We start from the raw sequence: 24,718 nt of genomic DNA, 5'->3' as shown, positions 1-24,718 counted from the left end.
CGGTGCGGGTGGCGGAACCTCAGACGCCGCCTGGCTGCGGGATCCCGTTTTTATGTATGTCCAATACACGGCAAACGGGCTGTCCTCGCCAGGCGGCGTCTGAGAACCCGCGGCGGTGGCGGTTGCGGGGGTGGGCTATGCGCCTGCGGCGCATGCGACCCGCGACGCGCGGTGTCGGTCGTGCTTCGCGGTCACCAGCCGGACAGGATGAAATAGGCTCAATGGAATTGCCGAGCAATCTGGATTCGTCCGAAAGACCGGAATCCACAATTCCAGGAAGCAAAAAGGACGGGCACCCGCAACCGCGGGTACCCGTCCTTTCACCGTGAGTCAGGAGGAGCGAAGGACTCCGCTCACTCCTTTTCAGCTCACTTGAGGGAGACGGAGGCGCCAGCCTCTTCCAGCTTGGTCTTGGCCTCTTCGGCCTTCTCCTTCTCGACCTTCTCCAGGATCGCCTTCGGAGCGCCCTCGACCAGCTCCTTGGCCTCCTTCAGGCCCAGGCCGGAGACGATCTCGCGGACGACCTTGATGACCTGGATCTTCTTCTCGCCGGCGCCCTCGATGATGACGTCGAACTCGTCCTGCTCCTCAGCGACCGGAGCAGCGGCGCCCGGGGCGGCCACGACGGCGGCCGGAGCGGCGGCGGTGACGTCGAAGGTCTCCTCGAACTGCTTCACGAACTCCGACAGCTCCAGGAGGGTCATCTCCTTGAAGACGTCCAACAGCTCTTCGTTGCTCAGCTTCGCCACGGCGGCGTTCCTTTCAGTTCAGTCCCCGAGCGCCGACGGCACCCGGGAGGGGAGTTCTTGCGACCGACAACTGCATCCACGGGGGACTCAGGCGTCGGCGTCGCTGCCCTTCTTGTCCTGCAGAGCAGCGGCCAACCGAGCCACCTGGGACGCCGGCGCGGCGAACAGCGCGGCGGCCTGGCCCATCTTGGCCTTCATCGCACCGGCCAGCTTGGACAGCGTGACCTCGCGCGAGTCGAGGTCGGCGATGCTCTCGACCTCGGACACGGACAGCGCGCGGCCGTCCATGTAACCGCCCTTGATCACCAGGGACTGGTTGTCCTTGGTGAACTCCTTCAGGGCCTTGGCGGCGTCGACCGGCTCGCCCTCGATGAAGGCGATCGCGGTCGGGCCGACGAACAGGTCGTCGAGTCCTTCGACGCCCGACTGCTCGGCGGCACGCTTGACCAGCGTGTTCTTCGCGACACGGTACGTCGCGCCCGCACCGAGGGCATGGCGCAGCTGGGACAGCTGCGCCATGGACAGCCCGCGGTACTCGGTCACGACCGCAGCGGTCGAAGTGTTGAACTTCTCAGCGATCTCGGAGACCGCATCGACCTTGTCGGGTTTCGCCATGTCGCCTCCTCTCTATCTCCGACTGTGATCCGCATCCAGTCGGTCCTGAGACGACAAAACGCCCCGGCGCAGAAAGCACGGGGCGTAAAGATCATGGGCGCGCAGAGCGCGCACGCGTAGCCTCGTCCCTCCTGCGCGGGCCGCCCGCATCTCACGGGACCTTCGTTCCCCGAACCCCAACGGGGCACGGAGAAGACCAGCGGTCTTGGGTGGAACCTCCTCAAGAGTACTCGAGGCTTCCGAGCAGCTCGCACCCACCCCTTGACAGCAGCCGACGGGATCACCAGTGGTGACCTCGGGCGCACTGACGGGCATCATGTGGGGCGTGGCTGATCAGCACGAGTCGCCAGAGGCCGGCTCCAACCTGCCGGACAAGTCCCGCCCCGCCGACGTCGTCGACGCCGAGGTGGTGGAGAGCGAGGTCGTCGCCGCACCCGACCCGCAACCGGCCAAGTCGGCGCAGCCGATCGACGACGAGCAATTCCGCCAGTTCCAGCAATTCCAGAAGTTCCAGGAGTTCCAGAAGTGGCAGGAAGCCCAGGGCGGCGACCTCGCGGTCCCGCCCACCGGCGCCAAGCCCGCGGAGAAACCGGAGAAGCCCTGGTGGAAGAAGGCCCTCGGCCTCCTCCGCTACAAGTTCGTCCGCCGCCTGATCTACCTGCTCGTATTCTTCCTGCTCCTCAACTACGCCTACGACTACTACTTCGGCAGCAGCCAGAGCTCGGAACCCGTCAGCCCCGGACAACCCCCGGTCCGCCCGGTCCCGCGGAAGGCTCCGACCCCGGAATACGCTCTGTTCGACGTCTACAACTTCCTGCGCGGCGACGACCCGACGCTCGCGTGCGGCTCGTTCGACTCGGCGGGCGCGAACGGCTTCGCCGTCGCCAACCAAGCCCCCGATTGCGCCGCCGCAGCTCAGAAGGTGCACGACCAGATCACCGACCGGAACGCGTACGCGAACCCGAAGATCGGCTACGACGCGATCGACATGACCGGTCGGGAAGCAGTGGTGCACGGCTGCCGCATCCAGGCGAAGGGCGGCCCCCAGCTGGGCAGCTTCAAACTCACCCAGCAACAAGACGGAGGCTGGGCGATCAGCGCCTACAGCCTCCACACCGCCACCTGCCCCTGACAAAGTGCCAATTTCGCGAGAAATTGGCACCCCTCCCCTCCCGAATGACGCTTCGCCAGGCGTGGAGTGGCGGCGGAACGTTTTTGCAGGTGGGAACGCGAAAGGGCGGGCCAACCCGAGTGGGTCGGCCCGCCCTTTCAGCGGGATTGCGGGATCAGGCGGAAGCCGCGATACCGCGGGTCACGTTCGGGTCGACCGGGATGCCCGGGCCCATCGTCGTGGTGAAGGTGACCTTCTTCAGGTACTTGCCCTTCGACGCCGACGGCTTGGCACGCAGGATCTCCTCCAGCGCGGCCGCGTAGTTCTCCACCAGCTTCTCGGTGTCGAACGACGCCTTGCCGATGATGAAGTGCAGGTTGGCCTGCTTGTCAACGCGGAAGTTGATCTTACCGCCCTTGATGTCCGCGACCGCCTTGGTGACGTTCGGGGTGACGGTGCCGGTCTTCGGGTTCGGCATCAGGCCACGCGGACCCAGGATCCGCGCCACCTTGCCGACCTTGGCCATCTGGTCCGGGGTGGCGATCGCCGCGTCGAAATCGAGCCAGCCGCCCTGAATGCGCTCGATCAGGTCCTCGGAACCAACCACGTCCGCGCCAGCGGCCTCGGCCTCAGCGGCCTTGTCGCCGACGGCGAACACGATGACGCGGGCAGTCTTACCAGTGCCGTGCGGCAGGTTCACGGTGCCGCGGACCATCTGGTCTGCCTTGCGGGGGTCGACGCCCAGCCGCAGCGCCACCTCAACGGTGGCGTCGTACTTGACCTTGGAAGTCTTCTTCGCGAGCTCGGCGGCTTCCGACGGCGCGTAAAGCCGCGCTCGGTCGATCAGCTCGGCCGCCTGCTCATATGCCTTGCTGCGCTTAGCCATTTCTGTCCCTATCAGCGGTGGATCAGTTGTGGTTGGTCGGGCTGCGCTGGAGCCCTCCCACACTGCCGTTTCCGGCTTGGTCAGCCCTCGACCGTCAGGCCCATCGACCGGGCAGTACCAGCGATGATCTTCGCGGCCTGGTCGATGTCGTTGGCGTTGAGGTCTTCCATCTTGGTCTGCGCGATCTCGCGAACCTGGTCCATGGAGACCTTGCCGACCTTGGTCTTGTGCGGCTCGCCGCTGCCCTTCTGCACGCCAGCTGCCTTCAGCAGCAGCCGGGCGGCCGGCGGGGTCTTCAGCTTGAAGGTGAAGGACCGGTCTTCGTAAACGGAGATCTCGACCGGGACAACGTTGCCACGCTGCTGCTCGGTCGCGGCGTTGTACGCCTTGCAGAACTCCATGATGTTGACGCCGTGCTGACCCAGCGCGGGGCCGACCGGCGGAGCCGGGTTGGCCTGGCCCGCCTGGATCTGCAGCTTGATGATCGCTGCCAGCTTCTTCTTCTTGGGCGGCATGTTTGCTTCCTGTGTCTTCGCTATCCGTTTACCCGGCCCCGCCTAGTGGCGGAGCCGAATCTGGCGAGACCACGAGACGGTGGCATCGCCCGCTTCTGCGCGCGGTCCTGCCAGATCCACGCGCAGCCGCCGTGCTCCCAGAGGGAGCCCGGTCAGATCTTGGAAACCTGGTTGAACGACAGCTCAACCGGCGTTTCGCGGCCGAAGATCGACACCAGGACCTTGAGCTTCTGGGCGTCCGGGTTGACCTCATTGATGGTCGCGGGAAGGGTCGCGAACGGCCCGTCCATGACGGTGACGGACTCGCCGACCTCGAAGTCGACCTCCACCGCGGGCTTGGCGGTCGGAGCAGCGCCAGCGGCCTTCTTGCCCGGCTCGGCCTTCTTCTCCTCCACCTGCGGCGCGAGGAACTTCAGCACGTCGTCGATGGTCAGCGGCGACGGCTTGGAAGTAGCGCCGACGAAACCGGTGACCCCCGGCGTGTTGCGCACCGCGCTCCAGGACGCGTCGTTGAGCTCCATCCGGACCAGGATGTAGCCGGGCAGCACCTTGCGCTGCACGAGCTTGCGCTGGCCGTTCTTGATCTCGGTGACCTCTTCGGTCGGCACCTCGACCTGGAAGATGAAGTCCTCGACGTCCAGCGTCTGAGCACGCGTCTCGAGGTTGGTCTTGACCTTGTTCTCGTAGCCGGCGTAGGAGTGCACGACGTACCAGTCGCCGGGCGCGCGGCGCAGTGCGGTGCGCAGCTCCTCGACCGGGTCGGGCTCCTCGCCCTCGTCGGACTCGCCCTCACCGGACTCGTCCGCAGCAGCCTCGTCGGTGGCGTCGGCAGCAGCCTCGGACTCGTCGGCAGCGTTGTCGTCAGCGTCGGTCTCGGTGTCGGCCGGCGCCTCAGCGTCGTCGGCGGAACCGGCGGACTCGACTGCGTCGACCGAGTCCGCGGCCGCCTTGACCTCATCGGCCGCTGGCTGCACCTGCTCGTCGGTGAGGCCGGTGGTTTCCTGGCCCTCGTGGGAGGTCACAGTCGGTCTCGCTTCCTCTCGTGCGTTGCGTGCCGGGTCGTTGGTCCGCCGGCACCACCTAAAGCGCGGGCCCGAAGGTTCAGCCGGAGCCGAACAGCCAGTCCACGCCCTTGGCGAAGAGCACGTCCACGCCGGACACGAACGCCACCATAATGCTGACGAACACCAGCACCACGAGCGTGTAGGTCATCAGCGCCTTGCGCGTCGGCCAGATGACCTTGCGCAGTTCGCCGACGACCTCGCGCAGGAAGCGTCCCATCTTGCGGAACAGCGAAACCCGACCCTGCCGACCGTCCCGGGATGGGGTCGGCCGACCCTTCGACTCAGTTGTGCGCGTCGAGCCGGAACCCGACTCTCCGGACCGGCCCTTGCGGCCGGTCGGACGGGAGGAAGCACGGCGCTCGCGCCGCGCCGCAGCGCTGGACGGACGGTTGGCGTTATCGCGCGCCCCGCCCTGCTCCTGCTCGCGGTCCTCGCTCACGCCAATCCTCCGCTCACCGTCGCATCGACGCAGGGGTGACAGGACTTGAACCTGCAACCTGCGGTTTTGGAGACCGCTGCTCTGCCAATTGAGCTACACCCCTTTGCGGCCCAAGAGCTCGACCGCAGTCCGGGACACCCGTAACCGCCATGGAACCGGGGTTCCACGGTGTGCTCAGGCATCCCAAGTTCGAAAGTGTACGGCACGCCGACAGCCGCTTTCCAACGGCACCCCCCGTGTCGCGCGAAGAACATCTCCGCCGCAGGTGAGGAGCGTGTCGATGACCACTTTCTGCCACCATGCTGCCATGACTCCACCTGACGCGGAGAACCAGACCCGGGTGTCGGAGAGAATCGGCGGCATCAGCGAGTCCGCCACCCTGGCCGTGGACACCAAGGCGAAGGCGCTCAAGGCGGCCGGACGTCCGGTGATCGGGTTCGGCGCCGGCGAACCCGACTTCCCGACACCTCAACCGATCGTGGAAGCCGCCATCGCCGCCTGCCGCGACCCGAAGAATCACCGGTACAGCCCGGCCGCAGGCCTGCCGGAGCTGCGCGAAGCCATCGCCGCCAAGACCCGCCGGGACTCCGGCTACGCCGTCGAGCCCGGCCAGGTGCTGGTCACCAACGGCGGCAAGCAAGCCGTTTACCAGGCGTTCCAGACCCTGCTGGACCCGGGCGACGAGGTGCTGCTGCCCGCGCCGTACTGGACGACCTACCCGGAGGCGATCACCCTGCCGGGTGGAATTCCGGTGGTCATCCCGGCCGACGAGTCGACCGGCTACCTGGTGTCGGTCGACCAGCTGGAGGCGGCGCGCACGCCCCGCACGAAGGTCCTGCTGTTCAACTCGCCGTCCAACCCGACCGGGGCGATCTACCCGCCGGAGCAGGTCGAGGCGATCGGGCGCTGGGCCGTCGAGCACGGCATCTGGGTGATCACCGACGAGATCTACGAGCACCTGGTCTACGGCGACGCCCAGCACGTGTCGATGCCCACGGTCGTTCCTGAGCTGGCGGACACCTGCGTGGTGCTCAACGGCGTCGCCAAGACCTACGCCATGACCGGCTGGCGGGTGGGCTGGATGATCGGCCCGCAGGACGTGGTCAAGGCGGCGACGAACCTCCAATCGCACCTGTCGTCCAACGTCGCCAACGTCTCCCAACGAGCCGCTCTGGAGGCCGTCAGCGGTCCCCTGGACGCCGTCCACGAGATGCGAGCGGCCTTCGACCGCCGACGCCGCAAGATCGTCGAACTCCTCTCAGCGATCCCCGGAGTCAGCTGCCCCGAACCCCAGGGCGCGTTCTACGCCTACCCCTCGGTGAAAGCCCTCCTGGGCAAGGAAATCCGAGGCGCCCACCCCCAAACCAGCGTCGAACTGGCAAGCCTCGCCCTCGAACAGGCCGAGGTCGCAGTAGTCCCGGGCGAAGCCTTCGGCACCCCCGGCTACTTCCGCCTCTCCTACGCCTTGGGCGACGACGACCTGATCACCGGCGTAACCCGTCTGGGCGACCTCCTCGCCGAAGCCAAGTAGCTCACGAAAGCGGTGAAGGACACCTTCGGGCCCGTTCAACGCCGTGCGCGAAGCGCCTCCTTGGGGGTGACGCTCGGGCGACGGGTGGGCTTGCTAGGAGGTGCCCTTCACCGCTCACCAGATCGTGTGCGGGGCTCGCCCTACTGGGGGAGGCGGACGGTGGCGGTGGCGCCGCCGAGGACGCCCTGGTCCGCGCTCTTGGCCGTGATGGTGACCTTGACCGTACCGTCATCGTTGATCTTCGAGATCTTGCCGGCGATGTTCACCTGCGCACCGGTGCCGTCGTCGGGCACCACGACGGGGCGGGTGAAGCGCACTCCGTAGTGGACGATCGCGCCCGGGTCACCGGTCCACTCGCTGACCAGCCGTCCGGCGACGGCCATCGTGAGCATGCCGTGCGCGATCACGTTCGGCAGCCCGACCTCGGTGGCGAACCGCTCGTTCCAGTGGATCGGGTTGAAGTCGCCGGAGGCTCCCGCGTAGCGGACCAGGTCCACGCGGGTGAGCGGAACGCTCAGCTCGGGCAGCTGGTCGCCGACGGCGACCTCGGAAATCCGCACCTTCATCACGCCTCGCCCTCCCCGGCGCCGCGAGCCACCAGCATCGACTTCGCGGTGCACACCGGCTCGCCCCCAACAGTGGTGATCTCGGCCCGAACGGTCAGGAAGTCGTTGCCCGCGCGCGCCTTGATGTCGTCCACGTGCACGACGGTGACCAACCGGTCGCCGGCCCGGATCGGCCGATGGTGGGTGAACTCCTGCTGCCCGTGCACGACCCGGCTGTAGTCCAGGCCGAGCTGCGGATCCTCGACGATCGCGTCGTGCGCGCCCATCGAGAGGATCACGGCGAAGGTCGGCGGAGCGATCACGTCGGGGTACCCGGCGGCCTTCGCGGCCTCGGCGTCCCGGTACAGCGGGGAGTCGTCCTTGATGGCGGAGGCGAACTCCCGAATCTTCTCGCGGCCCACCTCGTAAGCAGCGGTAGGCGGATACTCACGTCCGATAAAAGACTGGTCAAGCGGCACCCGAGCAGGCTACCGGACCCCAGAAGACCCCCTACCCCACCGACCAGCACAGACCCGGAATCGTGCCCCTCCCCACAGATCAGACCCACACGGAGCTGGACATGAAAAAGCCCGCCCCCGGATGTCGGGGACGGGCTAGAAGCTTTGACCTGCTGGTCGGTGAGCAGGTCGGGTACTGCGCCCCCGTGAGGAGCCGGCGGGAGGCAACCACCGCACCGTGGGGGCCCGCGGGGGCTCGGCCCCCACGATCAACACACGTCATGCGAAAAGGCGAAGCGCCCTGCGCGAGCAGAGCGCTTCCATCGCATTACGCGGTCAGCGGGTCTCCTTGTGGAGCTTGTGCGTACCGCAGTTCATGCAGAACTTCTTCATCTCCAAGCGGTCCGGGTTGTTACGCCGGTTCTTGTTGGTGATGTAGTTGCGGTGCTTGCACTCCTCGCACGCCAGCGTGATCTTGGGTCGGACGTCGGTGGCGGCCACGGAGGTGCCTGCCTTTCTGCCTCGGTAATCTGCTGGGACGGCTCGCGGGCGGGCCCGCGGGAGCCGGTGACTGGTAGCGGTGGCCGGACTTGAACCGGCGACACAGCGATTATGAGCCGCTTGCTCTACCGACTGAGCTACACCGCCATGCCGAGACCTTCGGTGCGAACACCGGGAGCCTCAGCCGACGCAGGATATCCCACGCAAAACAGCCACAGCACCTAGTTTAGCGAGCACTGCGGCTGTCTTTCGAGCCCCAATACGGAATCGAACCGTAGACCTTCTCCTTACCATGGAGACGCTCTGCCGACTGAGCTATTGGGGCGTGTCCCTGCGGAACGTCTAGAACTTTACACACCGCCGGAGGGGCCTAGAACAGGGGGGTACCTTTTCAGTGAAAACACTGGTCAGGGCTGGTTTTTCGGCTCCAGAAGACGTTCTGGGCGGCAAACCCGGGCTCAGTGCAGGAGTGTGAGGACGGTCTCCGATCGGGAGCCGATTCCTCGTTTGGTGCGGGCCTGCAGCCACGCCTCGAACCGCTCTTCGGACAGCGGCCGGGAGATCAGGTAACCCTGCGCCACGTCGCAGCCCATCTCCACCAGCAGATCGCGCGCTGCGTCGTCCTCGACGCCTTCGGCGACCACCGCGAGGTCCAGGGAGTGGCCCAGCTCGACGATCGAGCGGACCACGGCCATGTCACCCAGGTCGGTGCCCATGCCGAGCACGAAGCTCTTGTCGATCTTCACCTCGTCCACCGGCAGCTGCCGCAGGTAGGCCAGCGACGAGTAGCCGGTGCCGAAGTCGTCCACCGCCAGCACCACGCCCATCGCGTGCAGCCGCCGCAGGACTGGCAGCGACCTCTCCGGGTCGGCCATCACGCTGGACTCGGTCAGCTCGAAGGTCAGCAGCTCGGGCGGGATGTCGTGGCGCAGCAACGCCTCGGCGACGCGGTCCGGGAAGGTCTCGTCGGCAAGGTTGCGCACCGAGAGGTTCACCGCCACCGACATCCGCAGGCCGACGTCCAGCCACTGCCGGATCTTGATCAGCGCGCACTCCATGACGAACGAAGTGAGCGCGTCGACCAGGCCGGTCGCCTCGACCAGCGGCACGAACTCGTCCGGGTCCAGTCGCCCGTACTCCGGGTGCGACCAGCGCACCAGGGCTTCGGCACCGACGACGCGGCGCTCGGGCAGCGCCACCTTGGGCTGGTAGTGGACCTCGACCTGGCCGGTGTCCAACGCCTGCCGGAACTGGGTGACCAGCTGGAACCGGCGAAGGAAGACCTGTCCCATCGCGGGCGCGTAGCCGCGGACCCCGTCCTCGCCGTTGCGCGCCGCGCGCACTGCGACGTCCGCGCGCTGCAGCAAGGTGTCGATGTCGTTCTCGCACTCGCCGTCGGCCGGCGCGGACGAGGCGTACCCGGCGATGCCAGCCGCCTCCACCACTATCCGGTCCAGCGGATACGGACGGGCGATCGTCTCGCGCAGGTGCTGCGCTACCTCGTGGGCTTGGGCTTCGCTGCGATTCAGCAGGAGCACCGCGAAGGAGTTGGCTTCCAGGCGGGCCAGCGGGGCTTCGCCCAGCTCCTCGCGCATTCGTTGCCCGGCGGCGACGACCATCCGGTCGCCCCAGGTGTAACCGAGGGCTTCGCTGACCGTGGTGAGCACGTCGAGGTCGATGCGCAGCACGACCGCGGTGCGGCCGTTGCGCAGCTCCTCCGCGGCCATCTCGCGGAACCCGGTTCGGTTGAGCAGCCCGGTCAGCGGATCGTGGTAGGCGTCGTGGCGCAGCCGCGCGAGCAGGCGGCGGTTGTCCATCGCGGTCGCGAGGTGACTGGCCAGCGTGTGCAGCAGTCGCACGTCAGTCCGGCCGAAGCCGCGCCAGCGGCTGACCCGGTCGTGCACCTCGACGGCTCCGAGTAGCTGCGTGGCGCCGCGCAGCGGGACGGCCAGCGCCTCGTACGCGCCGCGCTGCCGCAGTGCGCGCCGCACTTCCTCGGGGGCTTCGAGCGTCTTGAACGAACGCACCTGGCTGCCGGGAAGTTGCAGCAGCGGATCGTCTCGCAGCGCCGACGGAGCGGCCTGCCAGGCAGCGTCCGGCAGCTGCTCACCAGAGACGAGCGTGCTCACCTCGCCGCTGGGATCCAGCCGCAAGCGCAAGACCACGCGGGTGGCGTTGAGCTGCTCCCGGATCCGCTCGGCAACGGGTTCCCACTCCCCCGCCTCGGGCTCCAGGTCCGCGGATTCGCTCGGCCCCTGCGCGCTGCGCTGTCCATAGCGAGCCACGCTCAGGCTCACGTCGCTGAGCGCTTCGAGATCGCGCTGTTCGCGCATCAGGTCGGAGTAAGCCCGGTACAGGCCGATCACGGCCGCGGCGACCAGCGCCACCAGCAGCCAGCCCCACGGCGTGCTCAGCGCGACCTCGTAGCTGACCAGGCCGACCGAGGTGTTCAGCAGGCCGACGGCCAGCGTGCGCACCGCCAAGCGCGCCCCGGCGGAAACCCGCATGGCGCCGCCCAGCACGTGCAGCGCGGCGAGCGCGAATCCGCAGCTGATCAACGATGAGGTCAGCGTGCCCACGACCGGGCCGAACCAGACCGGGGCGACCGTCATCAGCACCTGGTTGACCCCGTGGGCGACCGCGAACGGCACCGCGATCTCCAGGCACATGACCCCGGCGTTGTAGGCGACGTGGGTGCCCGCGCGGCGGCCTACCTGCGCGCCCAGCCCGGCCAGCAGGTTCGCCGCCAGCGCCACTTCGAACGGGACCGTGAGCAGGGCGAGGATCAGCGGGATCTCGGTGAAGGAGATCGTCCAGCCGACCCGCTTGACGTCCACGTCGATGGTCAGCTGCTCGGCCAGCAGGAAACCCATGGCCAGCAGCGGACCGAGGAACAACAGGTCGGAGCGGTAGTGGAAGGGCAGCCAGGCCGAGGTCAGGGCTGAGGCCAGCACACCGGCGGCCAGGACCATGAAGGAGAAGCCCGCGAACACCCGGCGCCGGGCCGGGTCGACTTCAGGGCGCACCGGTGGCCGCGCCGGCTCCAGTTCGGCCTGTGAACCGAGGGAGCGGTGACGCCCGATCATCCACGCTCCTCCCCGCCCGACCTGCACGGGCGCACCACGAAAACGCCGCGCACGATCGTGACGCACGCCAGCACGCCTTGGCCAGGGGCGAATGGCCCGCGTCGCACCCGGCGGACGTGGGCCGCAGCACCGGTGCCGGTCATTGGTCCGGACATCTCCGCCCGAGATCGGGACTTGACCTGCAGGTATTCACGTGCGTCACTCGAGCAACATCGTTCGTTGGGCTCAGCACGCCGACCGCGAAGATCCTGTGAGCATCCCCGCAGCAACCAAATCGACGCACACCGTCCGCGCACGCCAATCACCGAAGGTCACTGCTGTAGTCCGAATTCGTCCAGGAAGTCCCGAACGGCCCGATCGAGGTCGGCCAGGCCGGATTCCTCGACCGGCAGGTGACCGGCGCCGGCCAGCTCTGCGGATCGGGTGGGCCCGCTGATCCGGTCGAAGAACCGCTGGGACAGCAGCGGAGGGGTCCAGTGGTCGTCGGCCGGGTGCGCCAGCAGGAGCGGCGGGCCGTCGAACGCTTCCGGCGGGACTGCGGGCGACGCGGCGAGGCAGCTGCGGATGAAACCGAGCGCCAGCCAGCTGCCGCCACCGACGGGATCGGTCCACACCAGGTTGGCCAGCTGGGCGTGGTTGGACACCGCGGCGATGTTGGCCAGCCAGTGCGTCGGCACCCGCGCGACCGACAGCGGACCGGGCACCAGCCCGAGCAGGCCGGACCACCGGGCCATCTCCGGCCGGGCGGCCAGGCGACGGCGGGCCTCGCTGCGCTGCGGGTCGACCAGGCAAGTAGCGATCACACCGGCCACCGCACCGCCGGAGCGCGCGGCGACGTCGTAGGCCAGGCGACCGCCGGTGCTCATGCCGAGCAGCACGATCGGCCGGTCGTCGCGGGAGCGCTCCAGCCGCACCAGGTCGCGCACGCAGTCCACCCAGTCCTGGTAGGTGGTGCCGCGCCGGGACGCGCTGGTGAGACCGAAGCCGGGCAGGTCGGGGGCGATGAACTCGAAGTCGGACAGCGAGGGCAGCCGCCCGTACGGCGCGAGCATCCGACCGTAGGTGCCGATGCCGTGCAAGGCGATCAGCTTGGTCGGCGCGTTCTCGCGCTCGACGCGGTCGACGTGCACCTTGACGTCCCGCCACGACCACCACTGCTCGGCCGGCGCGTTCTCCGCGGTGACCTGCAGAGCACCGGGGAAGAAGTCCTGATAGCGCAGCCAGTAGAGCTGTTCACGGTAGCCGGGGCCGACGTCGGCGGCGGACCCTGGGGTGGATGGAGCGCTCGAAGGCACACTTCGAACATACGGAGTGAACGGGACCTCTCGCATCGACCGGGAGCAGGCCCGCACTTGGTCCTCGTGGACGCGCGCAACCTGTCTGGCCTGCGCTGATGCTGCGATATGGACGCGTCAGGGGGCGCGCGGGAATGTGATCGTCACCGCATTCGACCGCGAATCGGGTGAAGCATCAGTCTCGGGGATCGAGGCGGATCACGTCGGATTCGAGGTCCAGCGGACCGCCGGACTCGCGTTCGTCCTCCTTGACCACTTCCACCCAGGCCAGGTGCTCCAGCTGGTGCTTCGCGCCCGCGCTGAACAGGCCTTCGACCCCCAGGACCGCCGACCCGGCCGGGCGCGGCTCGACCTCCCGCGGCGCAACTGCTCGCTGCTCCTGCCGCCGCTTCGCGCGGGCCGCCCGGTCGATGGCCATGCGCTCAGGCTAGCCGGACGAACCACACATCCGGCAGTCCTGCCGTCAATGCGCCACACCTCGCGTACGCTGCAATCTCGTGCTCGATCCGTACTTCGTCCAGGTCAACACGGCGGAACTCACGGACCTCGGGCGAGCGTTCGAAGTCATCGATCAGCACGCCGAGATCAACCGCCGCTACCGCGAGATGCTCACCGCCTCGCAGCAGATCCTGGCCGCCGACGCGATCCGCCTCACCCAGGCCCGCGGACTGGCCAAGCGGCTGATGGTCCTGATCAAAGCGGCCGGACCGGACTTCCGGGGCAGCTTGCCGGAGGATGCGCGCACCGCGCTGGACGCCGGTTCCGCGCAGGCCAACGCGCTGGTCCTCGATCTCGGACAGGGCTGAACACCCGCAACACCACCCCCGGCGAAAACGGGTGGACGTGAGGTTGTAGTATTTTTTTCGCAAGCCAGCGCAGCTGGTGCGCACGCCAGGTTGCCCGAGCGGCCAAAGGGAGCTGACTGTAAATCAGCCGGCATTGCCTTCGGAGGTTCGAATCCTCCACCTGGCACACGCCAACCGACCCCGTGACCAGCAGGTCACGGGGTCGGTTCTTTGTTGGGCGGGGTGCGGTGCGAGCCCGCCCTGCCTCCGCCGCACCCGGTAGCGTGTTCGCACGACACGAGGCTGCGTCTCAACGGGAGGTAAGACACGTGGCAAACCCGTCCTTCGACGTGGTGAGCAAGGTGGACCACCAAGAGGTGGACAACGCGCTCAACCAGGCGGCCAAGGAACTCGCCAACCGGTTCGACTTCCGCGGCACCGGCACCAAGATCCAGTGGTCCGGTGAGGCCGTGGCGGTGGAGTCCGAGACTGAGGAGCGCTGCAAGGCCGCGATCGACGTCTTCAAGGAGAAGCTGATCAAGCGCGGCCTCTCGCTGAAGGCCCTGGACATGGGCGAGCCGGCCAGCTCGGGCCAGATCTACAAGGCCTCCGGCAAGATCGTGCAGGGCATCTCGCAGGACGTGGCGAAGAAGATCTCGAAGAAGATCCGCGACGAGGGCCCCAAGGGCGTCCAGGCGCAGATCCAGGGCGAGCAGCTCCGCGTTTCGGGCAAGAAGAAGGACGACCTCCAGGAAGTCATCCAGCTCCTGAAGTCCACCGACTTCGACGTGGCCCTTCAGTTCGAGAACTACCGCTGAAGACCCGTGAGCACTTTGGGTCGCTGCAGCAGCCCAAAGTGCTCACGGAGACTGGCCAGCGGCGGCCGGACGGTGGCTTTGTTGGTGTTCGAGCGGGAGGTGCTCGGGTGAAGGGGATCGTGCTGGCCGGAGGCAGCGGGACGCGGCTGCACCCGTTGACGCAGGTCGTGTCCAAGCAGCTGCTGCCGGTCTACGACAAGCCGATGATCTACTACCCGCTCTCCGTACTGATGCTGGCCGGGATCCGGGACGTGCTGCTCATCTCCACCCCGGCCGACATGCTGCTGTTCCAGCGGCTGCTCGGCGACGGCTCCCAGTTCGGCATCGAGCTCTCCTACGCCGAGCAACCCGAACCCAACGGACTCGCCGAGGCCTTCGTGATCGGCGCCGACTTCGTCGGTGACGACCCGGTGGCCCTGGTGCTTGGCGACAACATCTTCTACGGGCAGGGCTTCTCCGGGATCCTCCAGCAGTGCGTGCGCGATCTCGACGGCTGCACGCTGTTCGGCTACCCGGTGCGCGACCCGGAGCGCTACGGCGTCGGCGAGGTCGGCGACGACGGCCGCCTGGTGTCGATCGTGGAGAAGCCGGTCGAGCCGAAGTCCAATATGGCCATCACCGGGCTGTACTTCTACGACAACGACGTGGTGGACATCGCCAAGGGCCTGACCCCGTCAGCGCGCGGCGAGCTGGAGATCACCGACGTCAACCTCGCCTACCTGCGCGAAGGCCGAGCCCGGCTGACCTCGCTGGGCCGCGGCTTCGCATGGCTGGACACCGGCACGCACGATTCCCTGGTCGAAGCAGGCCAGTTCGTGCAGGTGCTGGAACACCGCCAGGGCGTGCGGATCGCCTGCCTGGAGGAGATCGCGCTCCGGATGGGCTACATCTCCGCGGACGCCTGCTACGACCTCGGCGCCCGCCTCGCCAAGTCCGGCTACGGCCAGTACGTCATGGACGTAGCCCGCCGCTCCGGCGCCTGACCAAGCCCCGCCCTCTCCATCCCTCACCCGGCGGGGTGACCAAGGTTTACAGTTTCAATTGAAACTGTAAATCCCACCCACGAAGATCCACAGTTTCAATTGAAACTGTGGATTGCCCGGTCACCAGGACGGGGGGAGTTGGTGGCCTGCCATGCCCTCGAGGCGACGGACTCGGTCCGCGATCGGGGGGTGGGTGGAGAACATCCGGGTCATCCGCTCGCCGGGGCGGAACGGGTTGGCGATCATCAGGTGGGACTGCGCCACCAGCTTCGGTTCCGGCGCCAGCGGCGCCTGCTGGGTGCCGCGCTCCAACTTCCGCAGGGCTGAGGCCAGCGCCAGCGGATCGCCGGTGAGCGAGGCCCCGGACTGGTCGGCCTGGTACTCGCGGGAGCGGCTGACCGCCATCTGCACCACCGCCGCCGCGATCGGACCGACCAGCGCGACGAGCAACATCGCGATCGGGTTGGGGCGGTTCTCGCCCCGGCCGGACATGCCGAAGAACATCCCGAAGTTGGCCAGGAAGGTCACCACGCTGGCCAGCGCTCCGGCCACGCTGGAGATCAGGATGTCCCGGTTGTACACGTGCGAGAGCTCGTGCCCGAGCACCGCGCGCAGCTCGCGCTCGTTGAGCAGCTCCAGGATCCCGGCCGTGCAGCACACCGCGGCGTTACGCGGGTTCCGGCCGGTGGCGAAGGCGTTCGGGGCGCTGGTCGGGCTGACGTAGAGCGTGGGCATCGGCTGCTTGGCCGAAGTCGCCAGCTCCCGGACGATCCGGTACATCGCGGGCTGTTCGGCTTCCGACACCGGCCTGGCGTGCATCGCGCGCAGGGCCAGGTTCGCCGAGTTGAAGTAGGCGTAGCCGTTCATGGCGAGCGCGACGATCAGGCCGACCACCAACCCGGTCCGCCCGAACAGCGATCCGATGAGCAGCACCAGCGCGCTCATACCGCCCAGCAGCAACGCCGTTTTCAAACCGTTGAAGTGACTGTGCACCGTGCCTGCCTCCACCAAAGGCCCGACTGGGGCCGACGCCTTCAGATCGCCGCAGCGGGCGATCTCCCCGATCTGTTCGAAGGTCACTCAGAGAACGAGCAGGCGCGACTCGTAGTTCCGCTGGGCAGATGTGCCGAAGGCAACGGGAGCCGACGCACCAACTCGATCTAGCATGACCCGCCGGTAGTTGAAAATAAAACTGTGCCCACCGCGCTCGGCGGTCGGACAGGAGGGATCCAAATGATCTTCGCCAAGTTGCGGCGGCGTTCGGCGGGCAAGAGCGGCTCGTCGCGACCCGGCGTCTCCAGCATTCTCCCCACTCCGCTGGACAGCGGGGTGGTCACCTTCCAGGTGCAGGACGAACGAGGCCAGCTGCTGCCCGGCGCCGTCGTGACGCTGAAGGGCCGGCTCAACCAGCAGACCGCGCACGGCGTGACCGACAGCTACGGCAGTTTCGCCACCTCGGTCTCCCCCGGCGAGCACCGGCTGTCCATCAGCGCGGGCGGCTACCGCCGCTACACCACCCAGGTGGAGGTCGGCATCAACCGGCACCTCCAGCTCGGCACCGTCCAGCTGACGCCGGACGAATCGCTGGAGCCGCCGCTGCCCGGCCGCTACCGGTTCGACCCGTACCACACCGAAATCCGGTTCGTGGCCCCGCACATCGGCATGTCCAAGATCCACGGCATGTTCAAGGAGTTCGACGGCGTCGTGCAGGTCGAGGAGCGCTTCGAGGACTCCCGGATCGAGGTGGCGATCAACGCGGCGAGCATCGAGACCGGCGTCAAGATGCGCGACGACCACCTGCGCTCGGCGGACTTCTTCGACGTGGACAACCACCCGCACATCCGGTTCACCAGCAACCGGTTCACCCACCTGCGGGCGGACCGCTGGTCGATCAGCGGGCACCTGACACTGCGCGGCACCACCCGGCCGGTCGAGCTGGAGACGACCTACCTAGGTCAGCGCAAGTGGCAGGGCCCGGGCTTCGACGGCGACCTGCGAGTGGCCTGCCACTCCAAGGCGACGCTGCGCCGCGAGGACTACGCGGTGGACTGGAAGGCCACTCTGGCCAAGGGAATCGCCGTGGTCGGCCCGACGATCGACATCGAGCTCGGCGTCCAAGCCGTCATGGAGTGACGCAAGTTCCATTATTGAGCCTATTTCATCCTGTCCGGCTGGTGACCGCGAAGCACGACCGACACCGCGCGACGAAGGTCGCATGCGCCGCAGGCGCATAGCCCACCCCCGCAACCGGCACCACCGCGGGTTCTCAGACGCCGCCTGACGAGGACAGCCCGTTTGCCGTGTATTGGACATACACAAAAACGGGATCCCGCAGCCAGGCGGCGTCTGAGGTTCCGCCACCCGCACCGCCACGCAAAACGAGCCTGGAAAACCTCAATGAAATCGGACGTTCGATTTCAATGGAACTTGCGGGGAGACAGAACGAAGGGCACCGCGGATGCGGCACCCTTCGTTTCCCCTGCCCCCTCGGTCAGGCGTGCAGTTCGAGCGTGCAGCACTTGGGGCCGCCGCCCGATTTCCGGAGCTCAGAGATGTCCACCAGGATCGGCTCGTAACCGCGGTCGGCCAGCTGCGCGGCCAGTTCCGTGGCCTCCGCCGGGAGCACCACGTTCCTGCCGTCGGAGACGCCGTTCAGGCCTAGGCAGGCCGCATCGGTGGCGTTCGCGATCACCGCGTCGGGGAACATCCGCTCCAGCACGCGGCGCGATCCGTCGGAGAACGCCCCCGGGTAGTAAGCGATCCGCGCGTCCACGCCTCGCCGCAGCACGAACAGCGCGGTGTCCAGGTGGTAGTAGCGCGGGTCGACCAGGCGCAGCGACACCACCGGAACGCCCAGCACTTCCTGCGCCTCGGCGTGCGCCGCCGGGTCGGTGCGGAAACCGCTGCCGGCCAGCAACACTCGCCCGGTCCAGGCGAAGTCGCCCTCGGCCTCGTTGATCCGGGACGGCATCACCAGGTCGCGGTAGCCGCGGGTGGTGAACCAGCGGCGGAAGTGCTCGGCCTCAGCGGCCCGCTGCGGGGCGCGGAACCGGGCGCCGAGCACCCGGCCGTCGATCACGGTGCCCGAGTTGGCGGCGAAGACCATGTCCGGCAGGCCCGGCTGGGGCTCGATGACGTCGACGGTGTGGCCGAGGCGCTCGTAGGTGCGCTTGAGCTCGTCCCACTGGATCATCGCGCGGTCGGCGTCCACTGAGGTTCCCGGATCCATCCAGGGGTTGATCGAGTACTCGACGGTGAAGTACTTGGGCGGGCACATCAGGTAGTGCCGCGGCGTGGCCTGCGGTGACTGGATCGTTTGGGCAGCCTGCTCGGCGATGACCGTCATGAATCGAAATGTAAGCGGTGCCTGGAGCGGCCATCAACAACGCTACGTTCGACATTTGCGGCAGAATGTTGCGTATGGACGCCTTGGATCAACGGATCATTTCGCACCTGGTTGCGGACGCACGGGCCAGCTACGCCGAGATCGGCGCGGAGGTCGGTCTGTCCGCGCCTGCGGTGAAGCGGCGGGTGGACAAACTGCTGGACTTGGGCGTGCTGCAAGGATTCACCGCGGTCGTGGACCCGGAGGCGCTGGGCTGGGGCACCGAGGCGTTCGTCGAGGTGCACTGCAACGGCAACGTCCCGGCGCACCGGATCCGCACCGGCCTGGAACCGCTCCCGGAGGTCGTGGCGGCCTACACCGTCTCGGGGCAGGCGGACGCGATCGTGCACCTGCGCGCGGCGAACATCCACCACCTGGAAGAAGCGATGGAGCGCCTGCGCGCGGTCGACTTCGTCAGCCGAACGGTCTCCACCGTCGTGCTCTCCCGGCTGCTGGAGCGCCAGCCCCAGCCCGACTGAGAACACTCATCGCCGAGCGCGTTTTGCGTGGCGGTGCGAGTTGCTAGGGCCAAACGCCTCCGGCGTTGCAAAGGAAACGACCAACCTGAGCGTCAGTCGCGGGCGCGCTGGCCGTTCCAGGGTTCGAAGCCGGCGATCTCGGCATCCGCGGCGGAGCGGAACCAGACGTCGGCGACGATGTCGTCGTACTGCGGCGAGTCCGGCGAGTGGTACTGGCGGGACGCCGAGTGGCCCTTGATCATCGGGCCGTACGTCCAGCCGCTGTCGCGCCCGGGGTGCGGGCTCGCGCCCGGCGTGCGCTGCGGGAGCGGCACCGCCTCACCAACGCCGTCAGCATCGCCCTCGTCGGTGGCCTCGGGCATGACCTTCGTCGCCTCAGCGCCGACCGGCGGCACGTACGGCGTCTCCGACTCGCTCTTCGACTCCACCGACTCGAACAGCGACCGAAGCTGGCCGGACAGGCGCTCCCCGCCGTCGTCGTCCAACTTCCCGGAGAACCACGGCGGCTCCGGTTCCCGCTCGACGGGCGTCACCGCCGCGTCGGGCTCCGGCGAGCTCTCAACAACTTCCGAGTCAGATGGAACCGGCGTGACCGCGGTGTCCTCAGCAGACGCGGCGGACTCGTCAGCCTCCGGCGCGACCCAGACGTCCGTGTCCGGGCCGTGCTCCGCAGCCGGGGAAACGCGCGGCTGCACGGCGGTCACCGCGATGTCCGGCGTGCCATCCGGTTCTTCCTCGTCCCACTTGCGGAACCAGGTGTTCTCGGTGTCCTCGTCCTTCACCTGGCGCAGGCGCGGGTCGGCCCACGCGCGCGGCGGGCGGTCCCAGTCACCGATCGGCGGCTCGTCCGAGGCCTGCAGCCGGTGCAGCAGGTCCAGCGGCTCGTCCGAGGCCTGCGGCCGGTGCAGTAGGTCCAGCGGCTCCTGCACGGTGCCCGGCTCGTCGTAGCCGCTGTCCCGGTCGTAGTCGTAGTCCGAGTACTCCTCGGCGTACTCGGCCAGGCGCCGCTGCAGCGGGCGGACGAACAACAGCCAGGTGATCAGGGCGCCGAGCGCGAACGCTGCGAGGCTCCACAGCCACACCTGGGTGAACAGCCAGGTGATCACGAGAGATGTCCCTCCTCACGGGCTCCGGCGGCGCCGTTCCCGGCATACCTACCACGGAGCACCACCGCGGCGAGGCGGTGTGATCGGCTCGTGATCGCGCAGACCGGGTCTCCGCAGGTCAGCGAGTCCGCGCCACCACGTAGTCGACCAGCGTCGACAGCGCTTCGCGGGCCGGGGTGTCCGGCAGCGAGGCGAGTTCCTTGCGGGCGTCGCCAGCGAATTCGTCCAAAGTGGCCCGAGTGCGCTCCAGACCGTTCGACGCGCGCAGCAGGTCCAGCGCCTCGTACACCTCGGCCTCCTCGGACAGCGCGCGCGACAGCAGGTCTCGCAGTCGCGGGTCGGTGTCCGGGTCGGCCAGCGCGTACAGCATCGGCAGCGTGCGCACGCCTTCGCGGAGGTCGGTGCCCGGCGTCTTGCCGGACTCGTCGGCCGGCGAGGCGATGTCGATGATGTCGTCGGAGATCTGGAACCCGATGCCGATCAGCCGGCCGATCCGGTCCAGCGACTCGATGGTCGCCTCGTCCGCACCGGAGAACCACGCGCCGAACCGGCCAGCGGTGGCGATCAGCGAACCGGTCTTCTCGTAGACGACCCGCAGGTAGAACTCGACCGCGTCCTCGTCCGGGCCGACCCCGACGGTCTCCCGCATCTGGCCGGTCACCAGCAGCTCGAAGGTGCGCGCCATGTCGCGGACCGCTTCCGCGCCGAGGTCGGCGATCAGCGCCGACGCCTGCGCGAACAGGAAGTCCCCGGTCAGGATGGCGATCGAGTTGTCCCAGCGGGCGTTGGCGCTGGTCGCGCCGCGCCGCATGGTCGCCTCGTCCATCACGTCGTCGTGGTAGAGCGTGGCCAGGTGGATCATCTCGACCACCGCGGCGGACTTGATCACCTCGTCCGCGTGCGGGTCGCCGAACTGCGCGGCCAGCAGGGTGAACAGCGGCCGGAACCGCTTGCCGCCCGCATCCACCAGGTGCAGCGAAGTCCGGGTGGCGAAATCGAAGTCGCTCTGCACCGACTCGCGCAGCAACTGCTCCACATGCTCGATGCCCTGCTGCACCGAGTCCGACAACGCCGAGTCGGCGATGTCGATCCCGATCCCCCTGCCCTTGATCAGCTCGCTGATCGGGTCACTCGCTGGACTGCTCACGTCACCGTCGCCTTCGCTCCCCCAACGATCGCCCTACCGGCGTGCACTCTACGACACGAAGCCACCGACGTTCGCCCAGTCCAGCGCCAAGGTCGGCAGCACGCCCAGCAACAGCGTGACGACCACACCGAGCGTGATCGCAGCTGTCGTGAACGCACCCGGAACGCTGACGGTGGGGCCGTCCGCAGCGGGTTCGCTGAAGTACATCAGCACGATGACACGAAGGTAGAAGAACGCGGCAACCGCACTGGCCACCAGGGCCACCACCACCAGCGGAGCCATCCCGTCGGCCAGCGCCGCCTCGAAAACGACGAACTTCCCGACGAAACCGCTCGTCAGCGGGATGCCGGCGAGGGCGAACAGCAGGAAGGTGAACACCCCGGCGACCAGCGGGGAGCGCTTGGCGAGACCGGCCCAGTCGGACAGGTGAGTTGCCTCACCATCGGACCGGCGGACGAGGCTGATCACACCGAACACGGCGATCGTGGTGAACCCGTAGGCCAGCAGGTAGAACAGCGTGCCGGACAGGCCGCGCTCGGTCAGCGTCACCGAACCGATCAACATGAACCCGGCGTGCGCCACCGAGGAGTAGGCGATCATCCGCTTGATGTCGCGCTGGGTGAGGCCGAGTACCACGCCGATGACCATCGAGGCGATCGCGATGGCCCACAGCACGCCCTTCCACTCCCAGCTCGACGCCTGGAACGCGACCTGCAGCACGCGCAGGATCCCGCCGAAGGCCGCGACCTTGGTGCAGGCCGCCATGAATCCGGTCACCGCGGTCGGCGCGCCCTGGTAGACGTCCGGCGTCCAGGTGTGGAACGGGCCGACCGAGGCCTTGAACAGCAGACCCACCAGCAGCAGGCCGAGCCCGGCGAACAGCAGCGTGTCCGAGCGGTCGGAGCCGGCCGTGGCGTCGGCGATGGCCTGCAGCTTCACCGAACCCGCGTAGCCGTACAGCAGCGCCAGGCCGTAGAGGAAGAACGCCGAGGCGAAGGCGCCGAGCAGGAAGTACTTCACCGCCGATTCCTGCGAGAGCAGTCGACGACGCTTGGCCAGACCGCACATCAGGTACAGCGGGAGGCTCAGGACCTCCAACGCGATGAACATGGTCAGCAGGTCGTTCGCCGCGATGAACACCATCATCCCGCTGAGGGAGAACAGCGCGAGCGGGAAGACCTCGGTGCGCATGCCGGACACCGCAGCAGCGGCGCGGCTCATGGTGCCCGGTCCTTCGACCGGCCGGGATTCGGCGACGAACGCGCCGCCGGGCTCCACCGAGCGGTCCGCGATCAGCAGGATCGCGGCCAGGCCGAGCGCGAGCAGGGTGCCCCACAGGAACAGGGTCGGCGGGTCGATCGCCAGGGTGTCCGACAGCGTGGTCACCCCGGTGCCGCTCGAGCGGGCGTAGACCGCCAGCGCCACTCCCGCGACCACGATCGACACCAGGCTCAGCCCGACCTGGACCGGCCAGCGCTGGTGCCGCGGCAGGAACGCCTCGACCAGGATCGCCAGGCAGGCCGCGCCGAGCACGATCAGGATCGGGGCGATCGCGGCGTAGTCGATCGGCGGGATCTCCACGGACTGCGCCTGCGCGCTCAAGACACCCACTGTCAGTTACCTCCCTGCGAGGTCACGGGGTCGGTGACGCCGACCTCGCTCATGGTTGCCGCGACCGACGGGTTGATCACGTCCAGCACCGGCTTCGGGTAGAAGCCCAACGCGAGCACCAGCACGATCAGCGGGGTCAGCACGGCGATCTCGCGGGCACCGAGGTCGGCGACCCGCTTCCGGTGCGCGCCCGGCTTGGCCGGGTCCATCACCGCACCCGGACCACCCGCGGTGCCCAGGAGCGCGTCGCCGCGCACCGGGCCCTGCATGATGCGCTGGTAGAGCCACAGCACGTAGACCGCGGCGAGCACCATGCCGATGGCGGCCAGCACGGTGTAGACCGGCCGGGTCTCGAAAGAGCCGATCAGCACGAGGAATTCGCTGATGAACGAGTTCGTGCCGGGCAGAGACAGGGTGCTCAGCCCGGCGATCAGCAGCGTGCCGGCCAGCACCGGGGTCACCTTCGCCATGCCGCCGTAGTCGGCGATGCGGGTGGAACCGCCGCGGGCGATCACCATGCCGATCACCAGGATCAGCATGCCGGTCGCGATGCTGTGGTTGATCATGTACGACACCGCGCCGACGTTCGCCTGCGAGGTGAACGCGAAGATGCCCAGCGCGATGAACCCGAAGTGCGCGATCGAGACGTAGGCGATGAACCGCTTGAGGTCGGTCTGCCCGAATGCCTGGAACGAGCCGTAGAGCACGCCGGCCACCGCGAGCACCAGCACCAACGGGGCTAGCTGCTGCGAGGCCGCCGGCGTCAGCGGCAGGCTGTAGCGCAGGAAGCCGAACGTGCCGACCTTGTCCAGCACGCCGACCACGATCACCGCGACCCCGATCGGCGCCTGCTGCGCGGCATCCGGCAGCCAGGTGTGGAACGGGATCAGCGGGGCCTTGATGGCGAACGCGGTGAAGAAGCCGAGGAACAGCCACACCTGCACGCTCATCGGGGCGTCTCGCAGCACCGGCACCAGCGTCGCCCAGTCGAAGGTGCCCTGGCCAGTCACCTCCGCGCTGTAGACGTAGGCGCCGATCGCCGAGGCCAGCATGATCAGGCCGCCGAGGAAGGAGTACAGGAAGAACTTCACCGCGGCGTAGGTGCGGCGCTCGCCACCGTAGCCGCCGATGAGGAAGTACATCGGGATCAGCATGATCTCGAACAGCACGTAGAACAGGAACAGGTCGGTCGCGGCGAACACCGCCACCGTCAGCGCCTGCTCCAGCAGCAGCAGCGAGAAGAACCCGCCGTGCGTGCGGCCTTCCGGCAGCCGCTCGCCCCAGCTGTAGCCGAGCACCAGCGGGGTGAGCAGCGCGATCACCGCGATCATCACCAGCGCGATGCCGTCCACGCCGAGCGAGAGGCGGATGTCGAACGCCGGGATCCACTCCACCGAGCTGGTGAGCTGCAGCCGCGGCCCGGCCGGGTCGTAGGCGGCCCACGCGGCGAGCGCGAGCACGAGCTCCACCAGGGAGAACCCGAGCGCGGTCCACTTCGCCGCAGGCGCGTTGCCGCGCAGCAGCGCCACCACCACCGACCCGACGATCGGCAGCAGGATCAGTGCGACGAGCAGGGTCATCGGATCTCCTCCCGGAGCTCGCTCAGCCG

25 protein-coding genes and 4 tRNA genes are annotated in these 24,718 nt (G+C 68.1%); 8 read left to right on the top strand and 21 right to left on the bottom strand.

All coding sequences use genetic code 11. The features are described from left to right. Positions 1 to 368: 368 nt before the first annotated feature. Both rplL and rplJ read right to left on the bottom strand, forming a co-directional pair. Entirely contained in the window at positions 369 to 749 is a 381-nt protein-coding gene (gene rplL / locus ACWCO2_RS07440) for a 50S ribosomal protein L7/L12 (RefSeq protein WP_450126857.1), read from the bottom strand. 87 nt (positions 750 to 836) lie between these two features. Further along, entirely contained in the window at positions 837 to 1,364 is a 528-nt protein-coding gene (gene rplJ / locus ACWCO2_RS07435; protein WP_450126856.1) for a 50S ribosomal protein L10, read from the bottom strand. Positions 1,365 to 1,689: 325 nt separating this feature from the next. On the opposite strand from rplJ, the gene ACWCO2_RS07430 reads away from it, so the two are divergent. Beyond that, a complete protein-coding gene (locus ACWCO2_RS07430) occupies positions 1,690 to 2,496 on the top strand; it encodes a hypothetical protein (protein ID WP_450126855.1) in 807 nt (268 codons plus the stop codon). 154 nt (positions 2,497 to 2,650) lie between these two features. Here ACWCO2_RS07430 and rplA read toward each other — a convergent pair whose 3' ends face one another. The 5 genes from rplA to ACWCO2_RS07405 form a co-directional block, all read right to left on the bottom strand. Then, entirely contained in the window at positions 2,651 to 3,361 is a 711-nt protein-coding gene (gene rplA, locus ACWCO2_RS07425) for a 50S ribosomal protein L1 (RefSeq protein ID WP_450126854.1), read from the bottom strand. Between the two features lie 80 nt (positions 3,362 to 3,441). Continuing rightward, the gene (gene rplK / locus ACWCO2_RS07420) at positions 3,442 to 3,876 is read right to left on the bottom strand and encodes a 50S ribosomal protein L11 (protein ID WP_450126853.1); all 435 of its coding nucleotides are present in this window, start codon (positions 3,874 to 3,876) and stop codon (positions 3,442 to 3,444) included. Between the two features lie 152 nt (positions 3,877 to 4,028). Further along, positions 4,029 to 4,898, bottom strand: a complete 870-nt coding sequence (gene nusG, locus ACWCO2_RS07415) for a transcription termination/antitermination protein NusG (protein WP_450126852.1) — start codon at positions 4,896 to 4,898, stop codon at positions 4,029 to 4,031. Positions 4,899 to 4,977: 79 nt separating this feature from the next. Beyond that, positions 4,978 to 5,379 (bottom strand): preprotein translocase subunit SecE, encoded by a 402-nt coding sequence (gene secE, locus ACWCO2_RS07410; protein ID WP_450126851.1) that lies wholly within the window; start codon positions 5,377 to 5,379, stop codon positions 4,978 to 4,980. Positions 5,380 to 5,409: 30 nt separating this feature from the next. Then, a tRNA-Trp gene (locus ACWCO2_RS07405) sits at positions 5,410 to 5,482 on the bottom strand. Positions 5,483 to 5,686: 204 nt separating this feature from the next. On the opposite strand from ACWCO2_RS07405, the gene ACWCO2_RS07400 reads away from it, so the two are divergent. Continuing rightward, on the top strand, positions 5,687 to 6,910 hold the full coding sequence (locus ACWCO2_RS07400; RefSeq protein WP_450126850.1) for a pyridoxal phosphate-dependent aminotransferase: 1,224 nt from the start codon (positions 5,687 to 5,689) through the stop codon (positions 6,908 to 6,910). A gap of 140 nt (positions 6,911 to 7,050) precedes the next feature. Here ACWCO2_RS07400 and ACWCO2_RS07395 read toward each other — a convergent pair whose 3' ends face one another. From ACWCO2_RS07395 to ACWCO2_RS07360, 8 genes are all read right to left on the bottom strand, one after another. Next, positions 7,051 to 7,476, bottom strand: coding sequence for a MaoC family dehydratase (locus tag ACWCO2_RS07395; protein ID WP_450126849.1), 426 nt, complete (start codon positions 7,474 to 7,476; stop codon positions 7,051 to 7,053). Continuing rightward, the gene (locus ACWCO2_RS07390) at positions 7,476 to 7,934 is read right to left on the bottom strand and encodes an FAS1-like dehydratase domain-containing protein (RefSeq protein ID WP_450126848.1); all 459 of its coding nucleotides are present in this window, start codon (positions 7,932 to 7,934) and stop codon (positions 7,476 to 7,478) included. Before ACWCO2_RS07390 ends, ACWCO2_RS07395 begins: the two co-directional genes overlap by 1 nt. A gap of 315 nt (positions 7,935 to 8,249) precedes the next feature. Continuing rightward, on the bottom strand, positions 8,250 to 8,414 hold the full coding sequence (gene rpmG / locus ACWCO2_RS07385) for a 50S ribosomal protein L33 (RefSeq protein ID WP_093155303.1): 165 nt from the start codon (positions 8,412 to 8,414) through the stop codon (positions 8,250 to 8,252). Positions 8,415 to 8,485: 71 nt separating this feature from the next. After that, positions 8,486 to 8,561, bottom strand: a tRNA-Met gene (locus ACWCO2_RS07380). A gap of 105 nt (positions 8,562 to 8,666) precedes the next feature. Beyond that, a tRNA-Thr gene (locus tag ACWCO2_RS07375) sits at positions 8,667 to 8,739 on the bottom strand. A gap of 133 nt (positions 8,740 to 8,872) precedes the next feature. Then, positions 8,873 to 11,500: a putative bifunctional diguanylate cyclase/phosphodiesterase gene (locus tag ACWCO2_RS07370; protein ID WP_450126847.1), complete on the bottom strand. Its 2,628-nt coding sequence runs from the start codon at positions 11,498 to 11,500 to the stop codon at positions 8,873 to 8,875. A gap of 311 nt (positions 11,501 to 11,811) precedes the next feature. Continuing rightward, positions 11,812 to 12,795, bottom strand: a complete 984-nt coding sequence (locus ACWCO2_RS07365) for an alpha/beta fold hydrolase (protein WP_450126846.1) — start codon at positions 12,793 to 12,795, stop codon at positions 11,812 to 11,814. A gap of 175 nt (positions 12,796 to 12,970) precedes the next feature. Further along, a complete protein-coding gene (locus ACWCO2_RS07360; protein ID WP_450126845.1) occupies positions 12,971 to 13,213 on the bottom strand; it encodes a hypothetical protein in 243 nt (80 codons plus the stop codon). Positions 13,214 to 13,292: 79 nt separating this feature from the next. Between ACWCO2_RS07360 and ACWCO2_RS07355 the strand changes: the two genes are divergently transcribed. From ACWCO2_RS07355 to rfbA, 4 genes are all read left to right on the top strand, one after another. Then, positions 13,293 to 13,601 (top strand): hypothetical protein, encoded by a 309-nt coding sequence (locus tag ACWCO2_RS07355; RefSeq protein WP_450126844.1) that lies wholly within the window; start codon positions 13,293 to 13,295, stop codon positions 13,599 to 13,601. An 84-nt stretch (positions 13,602 to 13,685) separates the two neighbouring features. Further along, positions 13,686 to 13,767, top strand: a tRNA-Tyr gene (locus ACWCO2_RS07350). Between the two features lie 142 nt (positions 13,768 to 13,909). Further along, a complete protein-coding gene (locus ACWCO2_RS07345) occupies positions 13,910 to 14,398 on the top strand; it encodes a YajQ family cyclic di-GMP-binding protein (protein WP_450126843.1) in 489 nt (162 codons plus the stop codon). 107 nt (positions 14,399 to 14,505) lie between these two features. After that, positions 14,506 to 15,381 carry a glucose-1-phosphate thymidylyltransferase RfbA gene (gene rfbA / locus ACWCO2_RS07340; protein ID WP_450126842.1) on the top strand — a complete coding sequence of 292 codons (876 nt, stop codon included), beginning with the start codon at positions 14,506 to 14,508 and terminating at the stop codon, positions 15,379 to 15,381. Positions 15,382 to 15,501: 120 nt separating this feature from the next. Here the strand turns inward: rfbA and htpX are convergent, their stop codons facing one another. Then, a complete protein-coding gene (gene htpX / locus ACWCO2_RS07335) occupies positions 15,502 to 16,374 on the bottom strand; it encodes a zinc metalloprotease HtpX (RefSeq protein ID WP_450126865.1) in 873 nt (290 codons plus the stop codon). A gap of 240 nt (positions 16,375 to 16,614) precedes the next feature. On the opposite strand from htpX, the gene ACWCO2_RS07330 reads away from it, so the two are divergent. Next, positions 16,615 to 17,514 carry a YceI family protein gene (locus tag ACWCO2_RS07330; RefSeq protein WP_450126841.1) on the top strand — a complete coding sequence of 300 codons (900 nt, stop codon included), beginning with the start codon at positions 16,615 to 16,617 and terminating at the stop codon, positions 17,512 to 17,514. A 358-nt stretch (positions 17,515 to 17,872) separates the two neighbouring features. On the opposite strand, the gene ddaH is transcribed toward ACWCO2_RS07330, so the two are convergent. Beyond that, positions 17,873 to 18,727 carry a dimethylargininase gene (gene ddaH, locus ACWCO2_RS07325; RefSeq protein ID WP_450126840.1) on the bottom strand — a complete coding sequence of 285 codons (855 nt, stop codon included), beginning with the start codon at positions 18,725 to 18,727 and terminating at the stop codon, positions 17,873 to 17,875. A 74-nt stretch (positions 18,728 to 18,801) separates the two neighbouring features. On the opposite strand from ddaH, the gene ACWCO2_RS07320 reads away from it, so the two are divergent. Further along, positions 18,802 to 19,245: an Lrp/AsnC family transcriptional regulator gene (locus ACWCO2_RS07320; protein ID WP_450126839.1), complete on the top strand. Its 444-nt coding sequence runs from the start codon at positions 18,802 to 18,804 to the stop codon at positions 19,243 to 19,245. 92 nt (positions 19,246 to 19,337) lie between these two features. Here ACWCO2_RS07320 and ACWCO2_RS07315 read toward each other — a convergent pair whose 3' ends face one another. The 4 genes from ACWCO2_RS07315 to ACWCO2_RS07300 form a co-directional block, all read right to left on the bottom strand. After that, positions 19,338 to 20,351: a sunset domain-containing protein gene (locus tag ACWCO2_RS07315; RefSeq protein ID WP_450126838.1), complete on the bottom strand. Its 1,014-nt coding sequence runs from the start codon at positions 20,349 to 20,351 to the stop codon at positions 19,338 to 19,340. Positions 20,352 to 20,469: 118 nt separating this feature from the next. Next, positions 20,470 to 21,498 carry a polyprenyl synthetase family protein gene (locus tag ACWCO2_RS07310; protein ID WP_450126837.1) on the bottom strand — a complete coding sequence of 343 codons (1,029 nt, stop codon included), beginning with the start codon at positions 21,496 to 21,498 and terminating at the stop codon, positions 20,470 to 20,472. 48 nt (positions 21,499 to 21,546) lie between these two features. Next, the gene (nuoN, locus tag ACWCO2_RS07305; RefSeq protein WP_450126836.1) at positions 21,547 to 23,100 is read right to left on the bottom strand and encodes an NADH-quinone oxidoreductase subunit NuoN; all 1,554 of its coding nucleotides are present in this window, start codon (positions 23,098 to 23,100) and stop codon (positions 21,547 to 21,549) included. 11 nt (positions 23,101 to 23,111) lie between these two features. Continuing rightward, a complete protein-coding gene (locus tag ACWCO2_RS07300; RefSeq protein WP_450126835.1) occupies positions 23,112 to 24,689 on the bottom strand; it encodes an NADH-quinone oxidoreductase subunit M in 1,578 nt (525 codons plus the stop codon). Positions 24,690 to 24,718 lie beyond the last annotated feature (29 nt).

The sequence above is a fragment of the Saccharopolyspora sp. NPDC002376 genome (assembly GCF_053593195.1).
This window is presented reverse-complemented; position numbering and strand designations above follow the sequence as displayed.

What these genes read in the sequence shown, in the direction of transcription:
- rplJ (WP_450126856.1), bottom strand. Translation starts at nt 1,364, where the DNA reads ATGGCGAAACCCGACAAGGTCGATGCGGTCTCCGAGATCGCTGAGAAG.
- rplA (WP_450126854.1), bottom strand. Translation starts at nt 3,361, where the DNA reads ATGGCTAAGCGCAGCAAGGCATATGAGCAGGCGGCCGAGCTGATCGAC.
- rplK (WP_450126853.1), bottom strand. Translation starts at nt 3,876, where the DNA reads ATGCCGCCCAAGAAGAAGAAGCTGGCAGCGATCATCAAGCTGCAGATC.
- ACWCO2_RS07400 (WP_450126850.1), top strand. Translation starts at nt 5,687, where the DNA reads ATGACTCCACCTGACGCGGAGAACCAGACCCGGGTGTCGGAGAGAATC.
- ACWCO2_RS07395 (WP_450126849.1), bottom strand. Translation starts at nt 7,476, where the DNA reads ATGAAGGTGCGGATTTCCGAGGTCGCCGTCGGCGACCAGCTGCCCGAG.
- ACWCO2_RS07370 (WP_450126847.1), bottom strand. Translation starts at nt 11,500, where the DNA reads ATGATCGGGCGTCACCGCTCCCTCGGTTCACAGGCCGAACTGGAGCCG.
- ACWCO2_RS07360 (WP_450126845.1), bottom strand. Translation starts at nt 13,213, where the DNA reads ATGGCCATCGACCGGGCGGCCCGCGCGAAGCGGCGGCAGGAGCAGCGA.
- ACWCO2_RS07330 (WP_450126841.1), top strand. Translation starts at nt 16,615, where the DNA reads ATGATCTTCGCCAAGTTGCGGCGGCGTTCGGCGGGCAAGAGCGGCTCG.
- ddaH (WP_450126840.1), bottom strand. Translation starts at nt 18,727, where the DNA reads ATGACGGTCATCGCCGAGCAGGCTGCCCAAACGATCCAGTCACCGCAG.
- ACWCO2_RS07320 (WP_450126839.1), top strand. Translation starts at nt 18,802, where the DNA reads ATGGACGCCTTGGATCAACGGATCATTTCGCACCTGGTTGCGGACGCA.
- ACWCO2_RS07300 (WP_450126835.1), bottom strand. Translation starts at nt 24,689, where the DNA reads ATGACCCTGCTCGTCGCACTGATCCTGCTGCCGATCGTCGGGTCGGTG.